Annotated in this window: 18 protein-coding genes; 12 read left to right on the top strand and 6 right to left on the bottom strand. The window is 67.3% G+C overall.

Going from position 1 to position 21,997, the window contains the following annotated elements:
- Positions 1–110: 110 nt before the first annotated feature.
- The 9 genes from AR540_RS17355 (at position 111) to AR540_RS17315 (ending at position 14,470) form a co-directional block, all read left to right on the top strand.
- Entirely contained in the window at positions 111–2,834 is a 2,724-nt protein-coding gene (locus AR540_RS17355) for a bifunctional glycoside hydrolase 114/ polysaccharide deacetylase family protein (protein ID WP_153014286.1), read from the top strand.
- Positions 2,815–6,411: a tetratricopeptide repeat protein gene (locus AR540_RS17350; protein ID WP_059231554.1), complete on the top strand. Its 3,597-nt coding sequence runs from the start codon at positions 2,815–2,817 to the stop codon at positions 6,409–6,411. Before AR540_RS17355 ends, AR540_RS17350 begins: the two co-directional genes overlap by 20 nt.
- Positions 6,412–6,433: 22 nt before the next feature.
- Positions 6,434–6,949 (top strand): hypothetical protein, encoded by a 516-nt coding sequence (locus AR540_RS17345; RefSeq protein WP_059230457.1) that lies wholly within the window; start codon positions 6,434–6,436, stop codon positions 6,947–6,949.
- A complete protein-coding gene (locus AR540_RS17340) occupies positions 6,949–8,322 on the top strand; it encodes a PelD GGDEF domain-containing protein (RefSeq protein WP_059230456.1) in 1,374 nt (457 codons plus the stop codon). Before AR540_RS17345 ends, AR540_RS17340 begins: the two co-directional genes overlap by 1 nt.
- Positions 8,300–9,289, top strand: a complete 990-nt coding sequence (locus tag AR540_RS17335) for a hypothetical protein (protein WP_059230455.1) — start codon at positions 8,300–8,302, stop codon at positions 9,287–9,289. Before AR540_RS17340 ends, AR540_RS17335 begins: the two co-directional genes overlap by 23 nt.
- The gene (pelF, locus tag AR540_RS17330) at positions 9,286–10,809 is read left to right on the top strand and encodes a GT4 family glycosyltransferase PelF (RefSeq protein ID WP_059230454.1); all 1,524 of its coding nucleotides are present in this window, start codon (positions 9,286–9,288) and stop codon (positions 10,807–10,809) included. Before AR540_RS17335 ends, pelF begins: the two co-directional genes overlap by 4 nt.
- Before the next feature lies 1 nt (position 10,810).
- Positions 10,811–12,181 carry an exopolysaccharide Pel transporter PelG gene (gene pelG / locus AR540_RS17325; RefSeq protein ID WP_059230453.1) on the top strand — a complete coding sequence of 457 codons (1,371 nt, stop codon included), beginning with the start codon at positions 10,811–10,813 and terminating at the stop codon, positions 12,179–12,181.
- Between the two features lie 80 nt (positions 12,182–12,261).
- A complete protein-coding gene (locus AR540_RS17320) occupies positions 12,262–12,873 on the top strand; it encodes a hypothetical protein (RefSeq protein WP_059230452.1) in 612 nt (203 codons plus the stop codon).
- Between the two features lie 103 nt (positions 12,874–12,976).
- The gene (locus AR540_RS17315) at positions 12,977–14,470 is read left to right on the top strand and encodes an aldehyde dehydrogenase (RefSeq protein WP_059230451.1); all 1,494 of its coding nucleotides are present in this window, start codon (positions 12,977–12,979) and stop codon (positions 14,468–14,470) included.
- 43 nt (positions 14,471–14,513) lie between these two features.
- Here the strand turns inward: AR540_RS17315 and AR540_RS17310 are convergent, their stop codons facing one another.
- The gene (locus tag AR540_RS17310; protein WP_059230450.1) at positions 14,514–15,566 is read right to left on the bottom strand and encodes a hypothetical protein; all 1,053 of its coding nucleotides are present in this window, start codon (positions 15,564–15,566) and stop codon (positions 14,514–14,516) included.
- Between the two features lie 198 nt (positions 15,567–15,764).
- Positions 15,765–16,223: an Lrp/AsnC family transcriptional regulator gene (locus tag AR540_RS25490; protein WP_059230449.1), complete on the bottom strand. Its 459-nt coding sequence runs from the start codon at positions 16,221–16,223 to the stop codon at positions 15,765–15,767.
- 109 nt (positions 16,224–16,332) lie between these two features.
- On the opposite strand from AR540_RS25490, the gene AR540_RS17300 reads away from it, so the two are divergent.
- Positions 16,333–16,932, top strand: coding sequence for a LysE family translocator (locus tag AR540_RS17300; RefSeq protein WP_065242550.1), 600 nt, complete (start codon positions 16,333–16,335; stop codon positions 16,930–16,932).
- 304 nt (positions 16,933–17,236) lie between these two features.
- Here the strand turns inward: AR540_RS17300 and AR540_RS17295 are convergent, their stop codons facing one another.
- The 4 genes from AR540_RS17295 to AR540_RS17280 form a co-directional block, all read right to left on the bottom strand.
- On the bottom strand, positions 17,237–17,842 hold the full coding sequence (locus AR540_RS17295; protein WP_059230447.1) for a hypothetical protein: 606 nt from the start codon (positions 17,840–17,842) through the stop codon (positions 17,237–17,239).
- A gap of 11 nt (positions 17,843–17,853) precedes the next feature.
- Positions 17,854–18,372, bottom strand: a complete 519-nt coding sequence (locus tag AR540_RS17290) for a hypothetical protein (protein ID WP_059230446.1) — start codon at positions 18,370–18,372, stop codon at positions 17,854–17,856.
- Between the two features lie 607 nt (positions 18,373–18,979).
- Positions 18,980–19,600: a guanylate kinase gene (gmk, locus tag AR540_RS17285; RefSeq protein ID WP_059230445.1), complete on the bottom strand. Its 621-nt coding sequence runs from the start codon at positions 19,598–19,600 to the stop codon at positions 18,980–18,982.
- 10 nt (positions 19,601–19,610) lie between these two features.
- Positions 19,611–20,471: a YicC/YloC family endoribonuclease gene (locus AR540_RS17280; RefSeq protein WP_059230444.1), complete on the bottom strand. Its 861-nt coding sequence runs from the start codon at positions 20,469–20,471 to the stop codon at positions 19,611–19,613.
- Between the two features lie 174 nt (positions 20,472–20,645).
- On the opposite strand from AR540_RS17280, the gene rph reads away from it, so the two are divergent.
- Together rph and AR540_RS17270 are read left to right on the top strand one after the other, a co-directional pair.
- Positions 20,646–21,368 carry a ribonuclease PH gene (gene rph, locus AR540_RS17275; RefSeq protein ID WP_059230443.1) on the top strand — a complete coding sequence of 241 codons (723 nt, stop codon included), beginning with the start codon at positions 20,646–20,648 and terminating at the stop codon, positions 21,366–21,368.
- Positions 21,369–21,526: 158 nt separating this feature from the next.
- Positions 21,527–21,889, top strand: a complete 363-nt coding sequence (locus AR540_RS17270; RefSeq protein ID WP_059230442.1) for a DUF4870 domain-containing protein — start codon at positions 21,527–21,529, stop codon at positions 21,887–21,889.
- Positions 21,890–21,997 lie beyond the last annotated feature (108 nt).

Raw genomic sequence — 21,997 nt, 5'->3', positions numbered from 1 at the left:
TGGGTTACGGGTAAGGACTGGGTGTGACGTCAGGCAAGGCAACAAGAACGAGCGTCCGCCCCGGCTGGTGGCACAAGCTGACGGTCTGGCTATTTGGCTATCTGTCCTTCATGGGGACAGCCTTGGCCGCTCCAGCCAGCGTCGCCTTCTGGTACGCCGAAAAGCCGCCCATCGCCGAACTGGCCCAGTTCGACTGGGTGGTCCTCGAACCCGGACATGCCGATGCCGCCGCCGTGCGCAGCCTGCGCCAGGCCGGCGCCGAACCCTTCGCCTACCTGTCCATCGGCGAGTTCGCCGGCGATGCCGCGGCGCTGGAGAAGGCCGGCTTGAGCGCCGGTGCCAGTGCGGTGGCCAACAAGGCCTGGGGCAGCCAGGTGATGGACCTGGCGTCGCCGGTGTGGCGCCGGCATCTGCTCGAGCGTGCCGCAGAGCTGGCCAAGGCCGGCTACACCGGCCTCTTCCTGGACACCCTCGACAGCTTCCAACTGGTGGCACAGGACCAGCGCGAAACCCAGCGCCTGGCGCTCAAGAGCCTGCTCGCCGAACTGCATCGCCGTCAGCCGTCGCTCAAGCTGTTCTTCAACCGGGGCTTCGAGGTACAGCCGGAGCTGCCGGGCGTGGCGGCGGCCATGGCGGTGGAGTCGATCTACGCGGGCTGGGACGCCGGCAAGAAGAGCTACCGGCCAGTCAGCGAGCAGGACCGCGAATGGCTCAAGCCGCGGATCGACGCGGCGCGCAGTGCTGGTATTCCGATCATCGCCATCGAATACCTGCCGCCGGAGCGGCGGGAAGAAGCCGAGCGACTGGCCAAGCGACTGCGCGACGAGGGCTATGTGCCCTATATCACTACCCCGGACCTCAACACCCTGGGCATCAGTTCGGTGCACCTGCAGCCGCGGCGGCTGGCCCTGCTCTACGACGGTCGCGAGGGTGCCCTGCGCCAGTCGGCGGTGCATCGTTTCCTGGGCAGCGTACTGGAGTACCAGGGCTATCGCCTGGATTACTTCGATGCGTCCAAACCCCTGCCCGACGCCTGGCCCAGCGCGCTCTACGCCGGCGTGGTGATGTGGATGACCAGTGGTGCACCACCCAATTCACGCGCCTTCAACGACTGGCTCGGCCGGCGCCTGGACGAGCAGACGCCGCTGCTGGTACTCGGCGGCCTGCCGCTGGACAACGAAGCCCTGCTCAAACGCCTGGGGCTGAGCATCAGCCGCCAGCCGCTACCGGAAGGCCTGGCGCTCAAGGTGCACGACCAGGCGCTTGCCGGCAGCTTCGAGGCACCGGCCAAGCTGCGCACCCGTGGCATGCCCAGCGTGCAGCTCCTCCCGGGCGGTCCGACGCCGGTGGTGTCCCTCGCCGGCGCGAGCCAGAGCTATACCCCCGTCGGGGTGGCCAGTTGGGGCGGCTTCGCCTTCAGCCCCTACCTGATGGAGGACGGTCCCGAAGCCAGTCGCTGGATCGTCGATCCCTTCGCCTTCACCGCCAGGACGTTGCGCCTGCCACCCATACCCGTACCTGATCCGACGACCGAAAACGGTCGGCGCATCGCCACGGTGCACATCGATGGCGACGCCTTCGTCTCCAAGGCCGAGGTGCCTGGTGCACCCTATGCCGGCCAGATGGTGCTGGAGCATTTCATCCAGCCACATCCCTTCCTGACCTCGGCCTCGATCATCGAAGGCGAGATCGGTCCCAAGGGGCGCTATCCGGAACTCACCGCACAGCTCGAACCCATCGCCCGCCGCCTGTTCGCCGATCCCAAGGTGGAGGTGGCCACCCACACCTTCAGCCATCCGTTCTTCTGGCAGCCGGCGGTGTCCGCGCAAAGCGAGAACTTCGAAGCCCAGTACGGCTACATGATGCAGATTCCCGGCTACGACAAGGTGGACTACACCCGGGAGGTGGTCGGCTCGACACGCTACATCAACGAGCGGCTGACCACCCCGCAGAAGCCGGTGAAGCTGATCTTCTGGTCCGGTGACGCCCAGCCCGATGCCGCTACCCTCAAGCTCGCCTACGACAATGGCCTGTTGAACGTGAACGGCGGCAACTCCCACATCACCCGCTCGCAGCCCTCGGTGAGCGGCCTCTATCCCTTCATCCGGCCGACCCCGGGTGGCTTGCAGTTCTATGCCCCCATCATCAACGAGAACGTCTACACCAATCTCTGGCGCGGGCCCTACTACGGCTTCCGCGACCTGCTCTACACCTTCGAGCGCACCGAGCATCCGCGGCGGCTGCGCGGCCTGCACCTCTACTATCACTTCTACTCCGCCACCAAGCAGGCCTCGCTCAAGACCATGGACGAGATCTACCAGAGCATGGCCGCCGAGCGGCCGCTGTCGCTGTGGATGAGCGACTACCTGGCGCGCCTGCACGGCTTCTATACCGCCAGCCTGGCCCAGCGGGCGGACGGCAGCTGGACGATCAAGGCCCTCGACGGCCTGCGCACCCTGCGCCTGGACCCACGCCTGGGCTGGCCGGACCTGCAGCGTTCGAAGGGTATCGCTGGCGTGCGCGACCTGCCCCAGGGGCGCTACGTCCACCTGGCCGGGGATCAGGCCCTGCTGGTGTTGCGCGACAGCCGCGACGCCACGCCCGCCCTCGAAGAAGCCAATATCCCGCTGCTGCAGTGGGAGTACCTCTCGCCGACGCGCATCCGCTTCGCCTTCGCCGGTCAGTTTCCCCTGGAGATGACCGTCCGGGCAGCCTCGGCCTGCGAAGTGCGAGTCGGCCGTGAACGCTACAGGAGTCAGCCGGGAACGGCAGGACTCTGGACGTTCAAACTTCCGCTGACACGGGTGAGTGACGGTGAGATCGTCTGCGGCTAAGAAAACCCGTCTGCTGAGTGGCTGGACCCTGCTGTGGATCACGCTCATCACCGCCCTGGTGCTGGTGCTGACCTTCCACGGCAAGGACGTCTTCATGCCTGGCGAAGAGCCGGCGGATCAGGTTTCCATCAGCTATGCCCAGGTGCTGCTCAAGGCGACGCCCGAGGACACGGCGCTGCGCATGAAGCTGATCGACCAATTGATCGCCCTGGGCCGGGTCGAGGAGGCGCGGCACCAGTTGGAGCTGCTGCCGCGCCCCTTGGCGTCGACGCCCTTCTATGCCCTGGAACTGGACATCCTGCAGGCGGAGGCCCGCCCGGCGGGCCTGGCCGATGCCGATCGCGAACGCCTGGCGCAGCGCCTGAGCGCCCTGGACGTGGCGAGCCTGAGCACGCCCCAGTTGCAACGGGTGGCCGAGCGCGCCCTGCAGCTGGGCGACCCGGCCACCGCCGCGCAGCGTTACGTCGAACTGGCCCGGCGCGATCCACCGCGGCGCCGGCAATGGCTGGAACAGGCGGCGCGCTGGAGCCTGGCCGGCGGGAGACAGCAGGAGGCCGCGCGTCTCTATCTGCGCCTGGCCGACCTCAGCGGTTCGGCCGAGCAGCGCCAGGGTTACCGACACCAGGCCTTCGACGCCTGGCTGGCCGCCGGCAAGGGTGACGAAGCCGCGGCCCTGCTGGAGCAGGAACTCCCTCGCCTGCAACCCGACGCCGGTGGCCTGGCCTGGCTACAGGCCGGGGTCGCCGCGGCCCAGGGCAGTGGCCGCCTGGAACTGGCGCAACGGCTCATCGAACAATGGCGCGCCTGGCGTCCGGACGACCCGGCCGCCCTGGAAGCCGCCTACCGACTGGCCCTGGCCCGGGGCGATACCCAGAGCGCCTGGAACGAAGGCCAGCTATTGTTGGCGTTGCGGCCGGACGACGAGGAATTGCTGGCGCAACTGGCCCAGCTGGGCGAATGGACCGAGCATGTCGACGAAGCCCTCGACCTCTGGCTGCGCCTGCTCGCCCGTCACGACGATCCCGCCCGCCGCGACCATGCCTGGAAGCTGGCCGCTCGGGCGTTCCGTTTCGATGCCGTGGTGGCGCTGCTGGGCGAGGCCTCCCAGCAGCGCCAGCTGGACAAGACCGAACTGGATTCGCTCATCTTCGCCTACGAATCCCTGGGTGATCCCCAGGCCGAGGAGCGCTGGCTGCGCGGCTACCTCAAGCGTCAGCCAAAGCAGCGCCTGGCCTGGGAGCGGCTGCAGCAATTGCTGGCCCGCACCGAACAGGGCGCGGCCACCGCCGAGGGCTGGGCCGCCTTCGGCAAGCGATTCCCGCTGACTCTCGAAGAGTACCTGGCGTGGGCCAACACCCTGTGGACACTGTTCAAGCCGGAAGAGGCCTGGACGGTGCTCGAACGGATACCGGCCAAGCAGCGCCAGAGCGACGCCTACTGGCGCCTGCGCGCGGAACTGGCCTGGGAGCTGGAGCGTGACAGCGATGCCCAGCTGGCCTTCGAGCGACTGGCGAGCGGCAGCAAGGGGCTCAATGGTGCGGACGAGGACCGGTTGCTGGAAATCTACCGGCGCACGGCGCCCCGCAAGGCCCTGGCACTGCTGGAAAAGAGCTGGGAAAAACGCAAGGACCAAGAGCGCCTGACCCAGGCTCTGCAGTGGGCCGAGCAACTCAAGGACGGTGCCGCCCTGGAGCGCCTCCTGGCCAGCGCCGCTCGCGAACCGGCCTCGGCCGACAATCCCGCGGTCTGGCTGGCCCGCGCCGGGCTCGACTTCCAACGCGGCCGCGTCAGTCAGGCGGAAGCCGGCTATCGCCAGGCCCTGGAGCGCTTCCCGGACGACGACAGATTCCGCGAGCGATTGCTGTGGCTGCTCATCGATCAGAATCGCCAGGTCGAGCTGGCCGCCCTGCTGCGTGACTGGAAGGGTCGCGCCCGCGACAGCGACGTGCTCTGGCTACCCGTCGGCAGTGGTCTGGTGCTGCTGGGCCAAGCCGAGGAGGCACTCGCCTGGTATCGCCGCTACCTGGAGGCCCATCCCCAGGACTGGCTGGTGCAGGCCGCCTACGCCGATGCCCTGGACGCCGCCGGTCACCAGGACGCCGCGCTGCGCCTGCGCAAGGTGGTCACTCCGCATCTCGCGAGCGATGAGATGCCCGCCACGCCCGAGCGCTATGCCACCTACCTGCGCCTGCTGAGCAGTCTGCGCGGCCCACAGGCGGCACTGGCCCAGGCCCGTGCCTGGCAGGACGGTACCCCGAGCATGCTGCAGCTGTGGTTCGATCAGTGGCTCGATGCCCTCAGCCAGAACAACGACGATGGCCTCAAGGGCGAATGGCTGGCCTGGGCCAAGAGTCGTGGCCTGAAGATTCGCCAGTACGAGCAGTTGCAGGAGATCCTGCGCCGGCAGAACCGCGGCGAACTGGAAAAACTGCTGGCCGCGGGTGACCTGGACCCGGCGCAGCGGGTCGAGGTGCTGCAACGTCTCGGCCACGCCGGCGAGGCCCAGGCGGCGGCGCTGGCGGCGGCCGGTGACGAGCCACCGGAGGTCATCCAGCGGCAGTTGCTGCGCCAGGCCACCGAGCAGGCCGAGCGCACCCCCAATGGCGTCCAGGCCGGTTGGGAGCGGCGCGACTATGGCGGCCTGGTCGAGCAGGGCACGGAAGTGCGCGCGGCGCGCCGCCTGAGCGACGATGTCTACGCCGATGTCCAGCTCAAGCAGAATCGCGTGGAGAGCAACGGCCTCAAGTCCGATGCCCTGGGCAACGAGCACCAGATGCTGCTCAAGGTGCTGAAGAACCTGGCCGACGGCGGTCTGGAAACCACCGTGGACGCCAGCCAGCGCTCGGACAGCAATCGCCTGGGCCTGGGCGTCGCCCGCACCTGGCGGATCGATGGCAACACCGAGATCGAGGCGGCCCTGGACTGGCACCGGCAACCGGACGAGAGCGGCTACCTGCGCGCCCTGGGGCGGCGTGACAGTGCGAGCCTGGCCGGGCGCCACAACCTCACACCGCGTGACCAACTGAGCTGGCGGGTCGCCCACAACCGCTATTCCAGCCGCGACGGCGACGACCTGGGCAGCGGTTTCGCCTTCAACCTGGAACTGAGCCACCTGATCTTCTTCGAAGGCCCGACCTGGCAGGTGCGCAGCGGCGTGACCTACCAGCAGAACCAGGCACGCAGCACCCTGCCCGACAGCGTCACCCGCTACCTGCAGCCCCTGGTCGGCAGTGGCGAGAACGGCGAGATCACCGCCGCGGACCTGCAAGCCCTGGGTGGTACCCAGCTGCTGCAGGACCGCTACGGCCAGCTCTACGTCGGCAGCAGCTGGCGCCGCGGCATTCCCGGCTCGCTCAACCGTACCCGGCCCCAGTACACCTGGCTGGTGGATACCCTGGTCGGCTGGCAGTGGACCGAACGCGAATTCAACTACGGTTTGAATGTCGGCCTGGGCATGGCAGTGCTCGGCGACGACGAACTGGCGTTCACCGCCGGCTACCAGTCCGCGCCCCAGGGCAGCGGCGGTCAGGCCGGCAGCACCCTGGGCATTCAATACAGCAACAGAATCGGTCGCTAGGCCGCTTCAAGGGAGAGATTTCATGAACATCACGCGTCTGCTCGTCGCCAGTGTCGCCACCGTGCTCCTGGCCGGTTGCTCGAGCTTCACCCGCCCCAGCAGCGAGGCGCTGCCTAGGGATGCCCGCTGGGGCCTGGTGCCCCTGGCCAACTACGCCCAGGCGCCCATGGCCGGCGATCGCGCGGCACAGATCCTGGTCAGCGTGCTCGGCGAGCGTGGCCTGCACCCCCAGGTCTACGACGACAGCCAGGCCGGCAACCCCACCGACGACGAGAAGGCCCGCCAGCGTGCGGCCCTGGACTGGGCTCGCCAGCAGAATCTGCAATACGTGCTCACCGGCAGCGTCGACGAGTGGCAGTACAAGAACGGCCTGGACGGTGAACCCGCCGTAGGCGTGACCCTGCAAGTACTGGATCCCGCCAGCGGCAAGGTGCTCTGGAGCAACAGCGGTGCCCGCTCCGGCTGGTCGCGGGAGAGCCTGGCCGCCACCGCGCAGAAGGTCCTGCGTGGCACCGCCCAAGAGCTGCAGCTGCGCTGATGGCCCTGCAATCCGTCCACAAGGACTTCACCCTGGCGCCCCGCGCCAGTGGCCGCCTGTCCTGGCTGGAGACCCTGCTGGTCACGGCGGCCGCCCTGGGCCTGGGCTTCTGGCTGGTGCCGGACGATCCGCTGATGGTCAACCTGGCCTTTCCCTGGGTGGTGTTCGCCCCCATCCTCATGGGCGTGCGCTATGGCTTCATGCGCGGCCTGGTGAGCGCCGCGCTGCTAGTGGCGGCGCTGCTCTACCTGCATCGGCAGGGTTATCCGGCCTATGCGGAGATCCCGCCGTCCTTCATCGTCGGCGTGCTGCTGTCGGCCATGCTGGTGGGCGAGTTCCGTGACATCTGGGATCGGCGCCTGGAACGCCTGGACCTGGCCAACGACTATCGCCAGCTGCGGCTGGACGAATTCACCCGCGCCCACCACCTGCTGCGTATCTCCCACGATCGCCTGGAACAGCGCGTCGCCGGCAACGACCTCAGCCTGCGCAGCTCCCTGCTGGACCTGCGTCGCCAGCTGCGCGAGGTGCCCCGCGAGCAGGATGCCCTGCAGGCGCTGGCCGAGCCCATCGTCGGCCTGCTGACCCAGTACGGCTCGCTGCGGGTGGCGGGATTGTACCGGGTCAGGGGCGCTGGCCAGGTGGATCGCCGCGCCTTGGCCAGCCAGGGCGAGATGCCCGGCCTCGACCCCGACGACCTGCTGGTGCGCCTGACCCTGGAGCGTGGCGAGACCCTGAGCATCCGCCAGGCGCTGCTCGAACGCGGTGAAACCCAGCACTCGGCGCTGCAAGCCTGCGTGCCCCTGCTGGATACCGAAGAGCGGCTACTGGCGATCCTCGCCATCGAGCAGATGCCCTTCTTCTCCTTCAACGAGCGGACCCTCAACCTGCTGACCATCCTGGCCGGCCACATCGCCGACCTGCTGGGGAGCGATCACCAGGCGCTGGCCCTGGCCGACGACGACGCCCAGCAATTCTCCCAGCATCTCAAGCGTTCGCTGCGCGATGCCCAGCAGCACGCCCTGCCCGCCTGTCTGTTCTGCTTCGAGATGACCGAGGCCGACGGTGGCGAGCGCGCCCTGGCCCTGCTGGAGGGCAGTCGCCGCGGTCTCGACCTGCAGCTGCGCCTGACCAACCAGGCCGGCCACGCCTGCCTACTGGTCCTGCTGCCGCTGACCTCATCCGATGGTCTGGAAGGCTATCGCCGGCGCCTGCGCCAGCTACTGGCGGAGCGCTACGGCCAGGACAGCACCCTGGAAAGCCTCGGCGTACGCAGCCACGAACACGAGCTGCTGCCCAAGACCCGCGCCCAGGAGCTGCGTGTCTTCCTGTTCAACGAGTGTGGCCTGCATGAACAGCAAGTGGCTGTTTAGCGGCGCCTTCGCCTTCGAGGCCAGCAGCTGGGCGCTCCTGTTCGCCAATCTGCCGGTGGCAGCGGCAGCCCTGGCCTTCGCCACGGCCCACGCCGCGGGCAGTGCCCTGCTGGCCGGCGGTGCCTGGCTGCTGCTGCCCCGGCGCTACCAGCGGCCGCTGCCCTGGAGTCCGCTGTTCCTGTTCGCCCTGGCCTTCTTCATTCCGCTGGTGGGTGCGGCCGGCGTGATCGCCGCGGTCTTTCCGGCGCTCTACGTGCCGCGCAAGAAGCGCGAGATCGCCTGGGAGGCGCGTAGCGTGCCCAACCTGCCGTTCCGCCCCCTGGAGCGGCGGGAGGAGATGCTGTTCAGCGACGGCGGGCTGCAGGACGTGCTGCGCCACGCACCGAGCCCGGACAAGCGCCTCACCGCCCTCTTCGCCACCCGCCGCATGCCGGGGCGTGATGCCATCCCCATTCTCAAGCTGGCCCTGCGCGATCCGGCCGACGACGTGCGGCTGCTCGCCTATTCGATGCTCGACCAGCAGGAAAGCCAGATCAACCAGCGCATCGAGACCCAGCTCGGCGAATTGGCGAGTACCCCGGCGGAACGCCAGCCCGCGCTGCACGGCACCCTGGCCCGCGGCTACTGGGAGCTGGCCTACCTGGGACTGGCCCAGGGCAGCGTGCTGCGCCACGTGCTCGGCCAGGCCCGCGAGCACGTCGAACTGGCCCTGGCCGGTGAAGAGAACGAAGAACTGCGCATCCTGGCCGGTCGTATCGCCCTGGAACAGGGCGAGCCCGAGCGCGCCCTGGAGTTCTTCCAGGCCGCCGAGGCGGCCGGGGTGCCGCCGGCCCAGCTGGCGCCCTTCCGCGCCGAGATCGCCTTCCTACGGCGTGATTACACGCTCATCCCGGCGCTGCTCGACAGCCTGCCGGCGGATCTGAAGAAGCGGCCACCGTTCGCCGCCCTGGTGAAGTACTGGTTATGAAAGACGTCCCCGCCGCCGCCGTCACCCCCGATGTCTGCCTGCTGCTGGAGGGCACCTGGCCCTATGTGCGCGGCGGGGTGTCGAGCTGGGTCAACCAGCTGATCCTCGGCCTGCCGGAGCTGACTTTCTCGGTATTCTTCATCGGCGGCCAGCGCGAGAACTACGAAAAGCGCCACTACGCCATTCCGCCCAACGTAGTGCACATCGAGGAACACTTCCTTGCCGGCTCCTGGGTGCCCAAGGCGGCCCCCCTGAGTCCGCGGCGGCAGGCGCCGGTGCAGTTGCTGCGTGACCTGCACGCCTTCCTGCACCACCCCGACGAGCCCAGCGCCGCTCAGGGCGACGCCCTGGTGGACGCCTTCGCCCAGGGCAGCGTGACCCTCGAAGACTTCATGTACAGCCGCGCCAGCTGGGAGGCCATCACCGACGGCTACGAGCGCTACTGCACCGATCCCTCCTTCGTCGACTATCTCTGGACCCTGCGCGCCATGCAGGCACCGCTGCTGATGCTGGCCGAAGCGGCCCGCCGCCTACCGCGGCCGCGGATGATTCATTCCATCTCCACCGGCTACGCCGGCATGCTCGGTGCCATCCTCCAGCGCCGCTGGGGCTGCAATTTCCTGCTCAGCGAGCACGGCATCTACACCAAGGAGCGCAAGATCGACCTGGCCCAGGCCAAGTGGATCGCCGAAGGCCCGGACGAGGCCCTGCGTACCGGGCTGGACGTGGACGTCAGCTACATCCGCCGGCTGTGGATCCGCTTCTTCGAGCGCATCGGCCTGCTCACCTACAAGGCCGCCGACCCGATCATCTCGCTCTACGACGGCAACCGTCGCCGGCAGATCCAGGACGGTGCCGATCCGGCACGCTGTCGGGTGATTCCCAACGGCATCAGCCTCACCCAGTGGCAGGACGCCCTGGAGCGCCGCCCGGAAGGGGTACCGCCGGTGGTCGGGCTGCTCGGCCGGGTAGTGCCGATCAAGGACGTCAAGACCTTCATCCGCGCCATGCGCGGGGTGATCAGCGCCATGCCCGAGGCCGAGGCCTGGGTGGTCGGCCCGGAGGACGAAGACGAGGAATACGCCGCCGAATGCCACAGCCTGGTCACCAGCCTGGGCCTGGACGGCAAGGTGAAATTCCTCGGCTTCCAGAAGATCGGCGACATCCTGCCCAAGCTCGGCCTCATGGTGCTGACCTCCATCAGCGAGGCCCAGCCGCTGGTGATCCTCGAAGGCTGGGCCGCCGGCGTGCCGGTGGTGAGCAGCGACGTCGGCTCCTGCCGCGAACTCATCGAAGGCTCGACGCCGGAGGACCGCGCCCTGGGCACCGGCGGCAGCGTGGTGGCCATCGCCGATCCCCAGGCCACCGCCCGCGCCATCCTCGCCCTGCTGCGCAATCCCGGTCGCTGGCAGGCCGCCCAGCGCACGGGCCTGGCGCGGGTCAATCGCTACTACACCGAGCCGCTGATGCTGGAACGCTATCGCGAGCTCTACCAGGACGCCATCGGGAGGGTCGTCTGACATGGCCGGCATTGGCTTCGAACTGCGCAAGATCCTCGCGCGCGACTCCTACACCGCCACCCTGCGCGCCTACGTCTACGCCGGCCTGATCAGTTCGGGGCCCTGGGTGCTGTCGATCATCAGCGTGATGCTGATCGGCGTGCTGGCCACCGGCATCGTCACCCCCAGCGTGCTGATCAGGCAGTTCCTGGTCACGGTGACCTACCTCATGGCCAGCTCGCTGATCCTCACCGGCGGCCTGCAGCTGTATTTCACCCGCTTCGTCTCGGACCGGCTGTTCGAGGAAAAGCAGACCAGCATCCTGCCCAACCTGGTGGGCATCCTGCTGCTGGTGACCCTGGTGGCCGGCGGCCTGGGCTTCGTCCTGCTGGCGACGCTGTTCGACCAGCCCTTCGCCTATCGGCTACTGGTGCTGGCCAACTTCGTCACCCTCTGCAACCTCTGGCTGGTGATCATCTTCCTGTCCGGGATGAAGGCCTACAACCGCATCCTGGTGGTGATGACGCTGGGCTACGCCATCATGATCGCCGCCGCCTTCGTGCTGCGCTTCCTCGGCATGAACGGCCTGCTGATGGCCCTGCTGCTGGGGCATGCCGCCCTGCTGTTCATGTTCCTCTACGACATCATTCGCGAGTACCCGGCCGATCGCCTGGTGGCCTTCGACTTCCTCGACCGTCGGCAGATCTTCGTCAGCCTGCTGGTCACCGGGCTGTTCTACAACCTGGGTATCTGGGTCGACAAATTCATCTTCTGGTTCAATCCACCGACCTCCGACGCCGTCATCGGCCCGCTGCGCGCCTCCATCCTCTACGACCTGCCGATCTTCCTCGCCTACCTGGCCATCATCCCCGGCATGGCGGTGTTCCTGGTGCGTATCGAGACCGACTTCGCCGAGTGGTACGAGCGGGTGTTCAATGCGGTGCGCGGCGGCGAGACGCTGCAGCACATCGGCCAGCTCAAGGAACAGATGATCCTGGCCATCCGCCAGGGCCTGCTGGAGATCTGCAAGGTCCAGGGCCTGACCCTGGTGCTGGTGTTCCTCCTGGCGCCCCAGTTGCTGGAATGGCTGGGCATGTCCCACTACTACCTGCCGCTGTTCTACATCGATGTGGTGGGCGTGAGCATCCAGGTGGTGTTCATGGCGCTGCTCAACGTCTTCTTCTATCTCGACCGACGCGACACCGTGCTGATGCTCTGCACCCTGTTCCTCGGCCTGAACCTGGCGCTCACCCTGCTCAGCATCGAACTGGGCCCGAGCTTCTTCGGCTACGGCTTCACCGTCTCCCTGGCCTGCTGCGTGCTGCTCGGCCTGCACCGGCTGGATCGGGTGCTGGACGACCTGGAGTACGACACCTTCATGCTCCGGCACTGACGGCCGGCGGCACCGGACGAACGGTGTGACCCGATACCCGCGGGGGCGTCCAACACAGCTCACCCCTGCAGGACCCTGCCATGAATACCGCCGCCTTGCGCCTCGTGATCCAGACTACCCAGGTGCGGGCCCGGGACAGTGGCGAGGCCAGCCGGACCTTCGCCGACCAGGCGGCACGCAACGCCAGCGATGGCGCCAGCCGTGGCCCAGCCCTGGAGCGCTTCGCCAGCGCCTATGTCGACAAGGTGCCCGACGCCCTCGAAGCGCTGCTGCTGCAGGCGCGGGCGGTGGCCTTCGAAGCGCCCCTGGCGCAGGTCCTCGAACGCGCCCTGGCCGGCTTCGCCCCGGCCGCCCTGGCCCAGACGCCCTCCGCCAGCCTGGCGCTGCTGGCCGCCGCCTATCGTGTCCATCGCCTGCTCGAAGGCCTGCAGGACAGATTCGCTGCCTGGTGGGGCGCCACCTGCGCCCCGGCCGCGCCCAGCCTGGGCAATCTCATCGCCCACCAGGTGCTCGGCCAGTTGACCGTCGACGCCCTGGAAGACGCCGTGGACGGCTGGCTCGACGACCTGGATGCCAGCATCGAACCCCGGCTGACGCGCCAGTGCTTCCAGCCGCGCAAGAGCCGTACCCCGCTCGTCAGCCCACGCGCGCCCCTGACCCGCAGCCGCCAGCGGCAACGCAGCGTTCGATAAAACGCACGTTTCGGCGCCTTTGGCCGCCGAGTGTCAAATATATTGATAACCCTTCCGGGCCGGTTTAGGGTGGCTGCTCACCGCCATTAGCAAGGAGTCACCCATGAGCATGCCCAGCCGCACCGAGTGGGAGCAGCGCTTCCAAGGTCTCACCCTGGAAGGTCGCGCCTTCATCGACGGCGCCTATGTCGACGCCGCCTCCGGCGCCACCTTCGATTGCCTGAGCCCGGTGGATGGGCGCTTCCTTGCCAAGGTCGCCAGCTGTGACGCTGCCGACGCCGATCGCGCCGTCGCCGCCGCTCGCGCCGCCTTCCAGCAGGGCACCTGGGCGCACCTGGCACCGGCCCAGCGCAAGCGCGTGCTGATCCGCTTCGCCGACCTGCTGCTGGCCAATGCCGAAGAGCTGGCGCTGCTGGAAACCCTCGACATGGGCAAGCCCATCGCCGACTCCTTCACCATCGACGTACCCGGCTCGGCCAACGCCATCCGTTGGAGCGCCGAGGCCATCGACAAGCTCTACGACGAGGTCGCTCCCACCCCTCACGATCAACTCGGCCTGGTCACCCGTGAACCGGTCGGCGTGGTCGCCGCCGTGGTGCCCTGGAACTTCCCGCTGATGATGGCCTGCTGGAAACTCGGCCCGGCCCTGGCCACTGGCAACTCCGTGGTCCTCAAGCCCTCGGAGAAGTCGCCGCTGACCGCCATCCGCGTCGCCCAGCTGGCCCAGCAGGCCGGCATCCCCGCCGGGGTGTTCAACGTGCTGCCGGGCTACGGCCATCAGGTCGGCAAGGCCCTGGGCCTGCACCCGGACGTCGACACCATCGTCTTCACCGGCTCCACCCGGGTCGCCAAGCAGCTGCTGGCCTACTCCGGCGAGTCCAACATGAAGCGGGTCTGGCTGGAGGCCGGCGGCAAGAGTCCCAACATCGTCTTCGCCGACGCCCCCGACCTCAAGGACGCCGCCGCGGCCGCCGCCAGCGGCATCGCCTTCAACCAGGGCGAGGTCTGCACCGCCGGCTCGCGCCTGCTGGTGGAGCGTTCCATCAAGGAGCAGTTCCTGCCCCTGGTGATCGAGGCCCTCAAGGGCTGGAAGCCCGGCCACGCCCTGGACCCGGAGACCAACGTCGGCGCCCTGGTGGACACCACCCAGCTGGAGACCGTGCTGCGCTACATCGAGGCCGGCCATGCCGAAGGCGCGACCCTGGTCGCCGGCGGCAAGCGCACCCTGGAAGAGACCGGCGGCGTCTACGTCGAGCCGACCATCTTCGACGGCGTGAACAACGCCATGAAGATCGCCCAGGAAGAGATCTTCGGCCCGGTGCTCTCGGTGATCACCTTCGACACCGCCGAGGAAGCCATCCGCATCGCCAACGACACCCAGTACGGCCTGGCTGCCGCGGTCTGGACCCGCGACATCTCCAAGGCCCACCAGACCGCCCGCGCCCTGCGCGCCGGTAGCGTCTGGGTCAACCAGTACGACGGTGGCGACATGACCGCACCCTTCGGCGGCTTCAAGCAGTCCGGCAACGGCCGCGACAAGTCCCTGCACGCCTTCGACAAGTACACCGAGCTCAAGGCGACCTGGATCAAGCTGTAAGCCTCTGCCAGGCCGGCCCCTCCGGGGGTCGGCCTGCTCGTCCTCAGCGCTGGTAGACGGCGGCCTGGTTGCCGAAGCCGCGCTGGTCGATGCGCGCCGTGGAGCCCACCTGGTCGATCACCGCCGAATGGGCGTCGCCGGTCTGGCCGATGAAAGCCCGGGCACCGGTGAAACTGTCCGGCACCGTGCTCTGGGTGATGGACGCCAGGTTGCCATTGCCCTGCTGCTGGATCTCCGCCTCCACCTGGAAACCGTCCTGGACGACGGTCGCCCGGTTGCCATCGCCTACGCTGCTGCCGGTGATGCGCGCCTCGATTCCGCCCTGGGTCGCACTCAGTTCATTAGCGTTGCCCTGCTGGGTGAAGCTGATGTCGCTGAAGCCGGCGCGCTGGGACAGCGTCGCCTGGTTGTCATCACCCACCTGAGTCAACGCCAGGGCACTGATGTAGCGACTGGTCTCCTGGGCTGCTTCGACGGCGTTGCCATTGCCCTGCTGGCGCAGCGTGGCCCGGCCACCGGCGAAGGAGACGTTCTGCCCGAGCTGCGCCGTGTTGCCGTTGCCCATCTGTACCACCTCGGCCAGCCCACCGCTACGCTGCTCCACCGTCAGTCGGTTGCCATCGCCGCTGCTGGTCGCGCGCAACTCGTTACCGCCGAAGCCCAGCTGGCGCACGCTGTGGACGTTGAGATCGCCCGCCTGGCTCAGATAGGCGGAAGCCGCATTGCCGCGCTGCTCCAGTTCCAGGCTGTTACCTGCGCCGCCGCCAGTCTGGGTGATCTCGGCAACATGGTTGCCGGTTTCCAGCTGGGTCACGCTGGCCTGCTGGCCGCTGCCCTCCTGGACGAGCTGCAGGACGTTGCCACTGGACGTCTGCTCGATCCGCGCCTGGGCGCCGAAGGCCCGGCGCTGCTCGACGCTGGCGCTATTGCCATCGCCATTCTGCAGCTGCTCGATGGAGCTGGCGCGCCCGTCGCTCTGGCTCAGGGTGGCCTGGTTGTCGTTACCCGCCTGGGGCAGGGTGGTGCTCTGCTCGACGGCGAAGGCTGGCGCCACGAGGGTGGCGAGCAGGGTCGCCAGCAAGGTAGGGATCTTCATGACGGTCTTCCGCTCCGGTGGAATCTACCGAGGACAGGACGACTAGCCGCGCCCCCGGCCAGACGCCGGAGTCGACCGCACTGCGCTGAGAGAGCCGCCCGCGAGCGGCCCGTCGCTGAGTGTGATCAGCCGCGGGCCGGCTGCCATCCATCCAAAGAGCGGTTTCGACGAGCGTTGAGCTCGACTACCGAGTACGACTCAGCCGCCAGCCTCTTCGATGGGCAAGGGTCGTGGCGCCAGCCGGGTCGACAGCACCACTGCCGTCTCGGTCCGCCCATAGGGGTCGAATACCGCGAGGGTACGCTCCAGTTCGGCCAGTGAGGGCGCTACCACCTTGAGCACGAAGGCCGCCTCACCGGTGACGTGGAAGGCTTCGCGCACTTCGGGCAGGTCGGCCAAGAGGGCTTCGATCCGCGGGTAGCGCTCGGCCGGCACGAACAGGCGGATCAGGGCGGTGACGGGATAGCCCACGGCATGGCTGTCGATTTCCGTCCGATAGCCGAGGACCACGCCGCGCTCCTCGAGTCGCCGGAGACGCTCCGCCAGGGCCGGACTGGACAGCCCCACCCGCCGACTCAACTCGGCGAGACTGAGCCTGGCATCCGTCTGCAACTCCCTGAGCAGGCGCCGATCGAGACGATCCAGCGGCTTGGCCATCGACGAACCTCCATTCCTTCGGTTTGCCCAGCAGCATACCTGCGAAAGGCCATGGAGCGGCCGACCTCCGAGCCGCCAGACTTTCCCCAAGTCATCGGGAGGAAACGCCATGATCGTCTTGCAAGGAATGTTGTTGGGTGTCGCCATCGCCGCGCCGGTGGGTCCGATCAGCCTGCTGTGCATGCAGCGCGGCCTCGCCGGAGGCTTCGGCACCGGCGCGAGGTTCGGCCTGGGCATCGCCCTGGCCGACGGCCTCTTCGCCGTCGCCGGTGCCCTGGGCGCCACCGCCCTGGCGACGCTGTTCGGCACCCTGCAGCCCTGGCTGCAACGCCTGGCCGCGGTCTATCTGGGCTATCTGGCCTGGCGGACCTGGCATGCCGCGCAAACGACGGCGCCGGCCCAGGCAGCGACACCTGGGGGTTACCGGGAGATCGCCACGGGTTTCTCGCTGACCCTGGCCAATCCCCTGACCATCGTCAGCTTCGCCACCCTGTTCGTGGGTCTGCCACCGAGCGCATCCTCGCTGAGCGGTCAACTGACCCTGGCGGCTGGCCTGTTCCTCGGTTCCCTGCTCTGGTGGCTGGCGCTTGCCGGGCTCTGCGGCAGCCTGAGGCAAACGCTGAAACCCCGCTGGCGGCGCAGCATCGACCTACTGGCCGCGCTGGGCCTGGCCGGCCTGGGGCTGTTCGTCCTGCTGCGCAGCCTGTGAGCGGAGCCTACCGGCTGCCGCGACCCCGTGTTTTCAGCCGTTCACGCGCGAAGTGGCGAGCGACCTCTTGGCCGGTTAGGCGCCGCGACGAATCAGAGCGAGACAATGGCAAGGGGTGGCAACGCAGTCCAGACGGCCCGCCGCTACGCTTGAAAAAGCGCCACCCACCTTGTCGGGACGGCGTGTGAACAGCGTAACCGGGGCCGGGCGGCAACAAGGGCCGTGCTCCGGATACCTACGCGCGGCGATCCGATCAAAGCGTGTCCAGGACCGGCCGGGTCCGCTACGACCCGGCCGGTAACCCTCACTGGTAGACGTGGTAGCTGGCGAACCTGCTGACCTCGAGGTTGCCAGTCCAGCTACTGGTCACCCGGTTGGCGTCCCACTCGTACCAGTGCGGCCCGACCGGATCGCCGATCCCGACCGAACAGTTGCCGCGACGCACCCAGGCCCCCCGGAACTGGCCGCTCTTCCAGCGCCGCTCGACGACCTGGATGGGCTGGGCGTTCCAGCCCGGCTTGATGCGGATATCCCAGTTGTAGGACGTGGTCATGGATTTGTCCTGACTGTAGTTGCCGTCGACGCCCAGGATGCTCAGGTACCTACCGATGAAAGGAATCTTCTCCGGATTGAGGTTGACCCCTACCGACCAGCCGTAGCTGGTGGTCTTGGACTCGCCCCAGCGGTAGGTACAGTCGATGGTGCCGCCGCTCGGGCAACGGAAGATGGTGCCCCGCCAGATCCAATCCTGCCAGGTATTGCGGGCCTGTTGCTGGGCGAAGGCCTTGGAACCATCGTCGAGCAGGGTCTCCTCGGTGTGGTTCTGGAAACACTCGCCCGCCTGGGCCAGGCCGGTCGCCAGCATGAGGCCGAGCGCCCCGCCCAGAGTGAATTTCGCAATAGCGGTCATGGCTTCCCTCCTCAAAGACCGAAGACGTTTTCGATGGTGTTTTCCAATGTGCCCGGTTTCGCCCCGGAGCCAGCGCTAGAGCCGGGGATGCGCAGCTTGCTCTCGGAGAGAGTGTCGAACACGCGAGGGCGATCAACGGGGGTCATCAGCAGGCCGTAGCCATTCTTGGGCTTGCTGACCACCAGGGCATCGGCGTCGAGGCTCATGCCAAGGGCGTGCTGGGCGTTCTCGCTGGCCAGTCCCAGACCGATCTGGTTGTCGAAGAGCACCTTCCCGCCTTGGCTCAGGGTCGTGTTGACGGCGCTGCGCACCTGGTCGTCGACGATGACGTTGGGACCTATGACCAGATAGTCGTAGTTGCCCGAGGTCACGACCTTGGTGTCTGCGCCCTTCAGCCGATTGAGCACGAAGCCGGTGTTGCCCAGGACCTTGAGACGCAGATAAGGGCCCTGATCGGTCGTTTCCGCGGCCTGGGCCGTGGCGGCCAGCCAGGACGACAACAAGAGTACGGCGATGAGTTTCGACGGCATGTCGTTGGTCTCCCTAAGTTCTCGAAAACAATAAGAAGTAGAGTTTCTACGAGTGAAGTCGACGCCAAGCGGAATCGCGGCCAATGCCGGAGCAAGAGGCCTTATCGAAACAAACGCAAAGCCGTGCGCAACGGGCAAGAATTGCGCAATTCTTGGAGTTTGTCTGGATAAGGCTGTGCCGGAAGGCGCTTGGCGCGGGCATCTATAGCAGCAAGGCGCCAGCGAAGTGCCTGACGGACTGCAACTTAGAAACCAAACCCAGGCTAATAATTTTTTGTTAAAAACTAAAGGAAAGTCTTAGGCAGGGCGTAACGCCCAAATAATAATAAGATATTATCAAAGAAAACTTAGAGCGGCGTAAGTTACCGACCAAAGTTGCCGATAATTACCGCGCCATGGAGCTGTGTCAAAAAGCCGTCAATGAAACGGCTAGACTTTTGCCCAATTCATGACGGAAAACCAACGCTCAAGATGAGGCAAGATCCCGAAAACAATGTAACAAAATATTTCAAAGGACTTCTCGAGTGATGCCTCCGCGGACGCGACAGCCTGGCGTCCCCCAGACGCCCGGCCGGACTCGTCCACGAGCCGGACCGGGCGAGGACGCTCAGCCGAGTAGATCCACCAGCAGGTCGTCGTGCCGGCGCAGCTGCCGGTCCAGGCGCAGCTGGCGGGTGCGGAAGATCGACTTGAGGTCTTCCAGGGCCTTGGCGAAGTCGTCGTTGATGATCAGGTAGTCGTACTCGACGTAGTGGCTCATCTCGCTCACCGCCTCGCGCATGCGTCGCTCGATGATCTCGGCGCTGTCCTGGCCACGGTTGTCCAGGCGCTGGCGCAGGGCGGCCTGGCTCGGCGGCAGGATGAAGATCGACTGGGCCTGGGGCAGCTTGCGACGCACCTGCTGGGCGCCCTGCCAGTCGATCTCCAGGATCAGGTCGTGGCCTTCGGCCAGGGTCCGCTCCAGGGCCGCCTGGGAGGTGCCGTAGTAGTTGCCGAAGACCTCGGCGTGCTCGAGGAAGTCACCATGTTCGAGCAGGCTGGTGAAGGTCGCGCAGTCGACGAAGTGATAGTTCACCCCGTCCACCTCGCCCGGGCGCATGGCGCGGGTGGTGTGGGAGACCGACACGCGCACCTCGGGCAGGGCGTCCAGCAGGGCCTTGACCAGGCTGGTCTTGCCGGCGCCGGAGGGCGCGGAAACGATGTAGAGGGTGCCGGGAAGGGCTGTCATGGAAATCCGCCTATTCGATGTTCTGCACTTGCTCGCGCATCTGTTCGATGAGCACCTTGAGATTGATGGCCGCCTGGGAGGCCCGCGCATCGATGGCCTTGGAACCCAGGGTGTTGGCTTCGCGATTGAGTTCCTGCATGAGGAAGTCCAGGCGCCGACCCGCGGCGCCTTCGGCAGCCAGTACGCGGCGCACTTCGGCCACGTGGGTTTCCAGGCGATCCAGTTCCTCGGCCACGTCGCTCTTCTGCGCCAGCAGCACCAATTCCTGCTCCAGCCGCGCCGACTCGAATTCAATGCCCGCCTCGGCGCAGCGCTCGAGGATACGCCGCCGCTGCAAGGCCAGCAGCTCAGGCAGCAGGGCTCGTAGCGTCGCCACTTCCGCCAGCACCAGCGCCAGGCGCTCTTCGATCAGGCGCCCCAGTTCCCGGCCCTCGCGCTGGCGGCTCTCCAGCAACTGGTCCAGCGCCGCCTCGAACAGCGCCAGAGTCTGGGCCTTGAGCTCCGCGCCATCCACGTCGTCGCCCACCAGCACGCCTGGCCAGGCCAGCACAGCCAGTGGATCGAGCTTGGCCGGCCGGGCGATCAGCGCCGCCACGTCCTCGGCCGCAGCCACCAGTTGCGCCGCCCGCCGGGCATCGACCCGCAGTCCGGCGCCTTCGTCGCGGGCCTCGCGCAGCACGCATTCCACCTTGCCGCGCGACAACCGGCGACGCAGCGCCTCGCGCACGCCGGCTTCGACGTCGCGAAAGGTCTCGGGCAGGCGCAGGTGCGGCTCCAGGTAGCGATGGTTGACCGAGCGCAGCTCCCAACTCAGGGTGCCCTGGGGCCCCGGTCGCTCGACCCGGGCGAACGCCGTCATGCTGTGCACCATGGCAGGATCCTCGTCTGGCGATGTGCGCAAAGCAGGGGCGACCCACCCACTTTCCACGCATGTAAAACGTACGATTCTAGCGCACCTGATCGGGGCGACCCAACGCATCCGTGTGCACGAAGCGGGCGCTCCTATACTATGGACCCGATATCTACGCCTTACAGGAAGCCCGCAATGAAGCGTCCCAGTGGCCGCGCCGCCGATCAGCTGCGCCCCATCCGCATCACCCGTCAGTACACCAAGCACGCCGAAGGTTCGGTCCTGGTGGAGTTCGGTGACACCAAGGTGATCTGCACCGCCAGCGTCGAAGCCGGCGTACCGCGCTTTCTCAAGGGCAAGGGCCAGGGCTGGCTCACCGCCGAATACGGCATGCTGCCGCGTGCCACCGGCGAGCGGAACCAGCGTGAAGCCGCCAAGGGCAAGCAGGGCGGCCGGACGCTGGAGATCCAGCGCCTGATCGGTCGCTCGCTGCGCGCTGCCGTCGACCTGTCCAAGCTGGGCGAGAACACCATCTACATCGACTGCGACGTGATCCAGGCCGACGGTGGGACCCGAACCGCCTCGGTGACCGGCGCCTGCGTGGCCCTGGTCGACGCCCTGGGCGCGCTCAAGCGCCGCGGCAACCTCAAGGGCAATCCGCTCAAGCAGATGGTGGCCGCCATCTCCGTGGGCATCTACCAGGGCACCCCGGTGCTGGACCTGGATTACCTGGAAGACTCCGCCGCCGAGACCGATCTCAACGTGATCATGACCGATGCCGGTGGCTTCATCGAAGTCCAGGGCACCGCCGAAGGCGCCCCCTTCCAGCCGGCCGAACTCAACGCCATGCTCGAACTGGCCCAGGGCGGTCTGCGCGACCTGTTCGAGATCCAGCAAGCCGCCCTGCGCGGCGATTAAGAGCCTAATCAAAGGCTCGCGAGCTAGAGTCAAACAAGGCGAAAATGGCTGAGGAAGCGGATCGGACCCGCGCTCGGGTTTACAACCAGTAAATGAGCATTCCGAAGCCATTTTCAACGCCGTTTGGCCGACGCGCAGTAGCCTTTGGGAGACCAGCCATGTACGACCTCATCCCCGCTCCCAACGCCGATGCCCGGCGCTGGGCCATGCTCTGCCATTACGCGGCCTTCTTCGGCTTCCTGGTGCCCTTCATCGGTAACGTGATCGGGCCGCTGGTGGTCTGGCAGCTCAAGCGCGAGGACGATCCCTTCATCGACCGCCAGGGCAAGGAGGCGCTGAATTTCCAGCTCACCGTCACCCTGGTGCACATGATCTGCTGGCTGCTGGTGTGGGTGCTGATCGGTTTTCCGCTGATGCTGCTGGTGGCCTGCGTGGCCTTCGTGCTGACGGTGATCGCCGGCATCAAGGCCAACCAGGGCCACGACTACCGCTATCCCCTTACCTGGCGGATGGTCAAGTAATAAGTGTGGCCTGCTTCCGATATCCGTGCTGAGGATATCCGCTAGCGCCGGCGCCGTTTGACAGGCGCCGGAAGGCCTCCGCTATCATCCCCTCGGCTTACTTTCTCG

Origin of the sequence: Pseudomonas sp. EpS/L25 (genome assembly GCF_001512295.1) — a bacterium.
Lineage (GTDB): Bacteria > Pseudomonadota > Gammaproteobacteria > Pseudomonadales > Pseudomonadaceae > Chryseomonas.
This window is presented reverse-complemented; position numbering and strand designations above follow the sequence as displayed.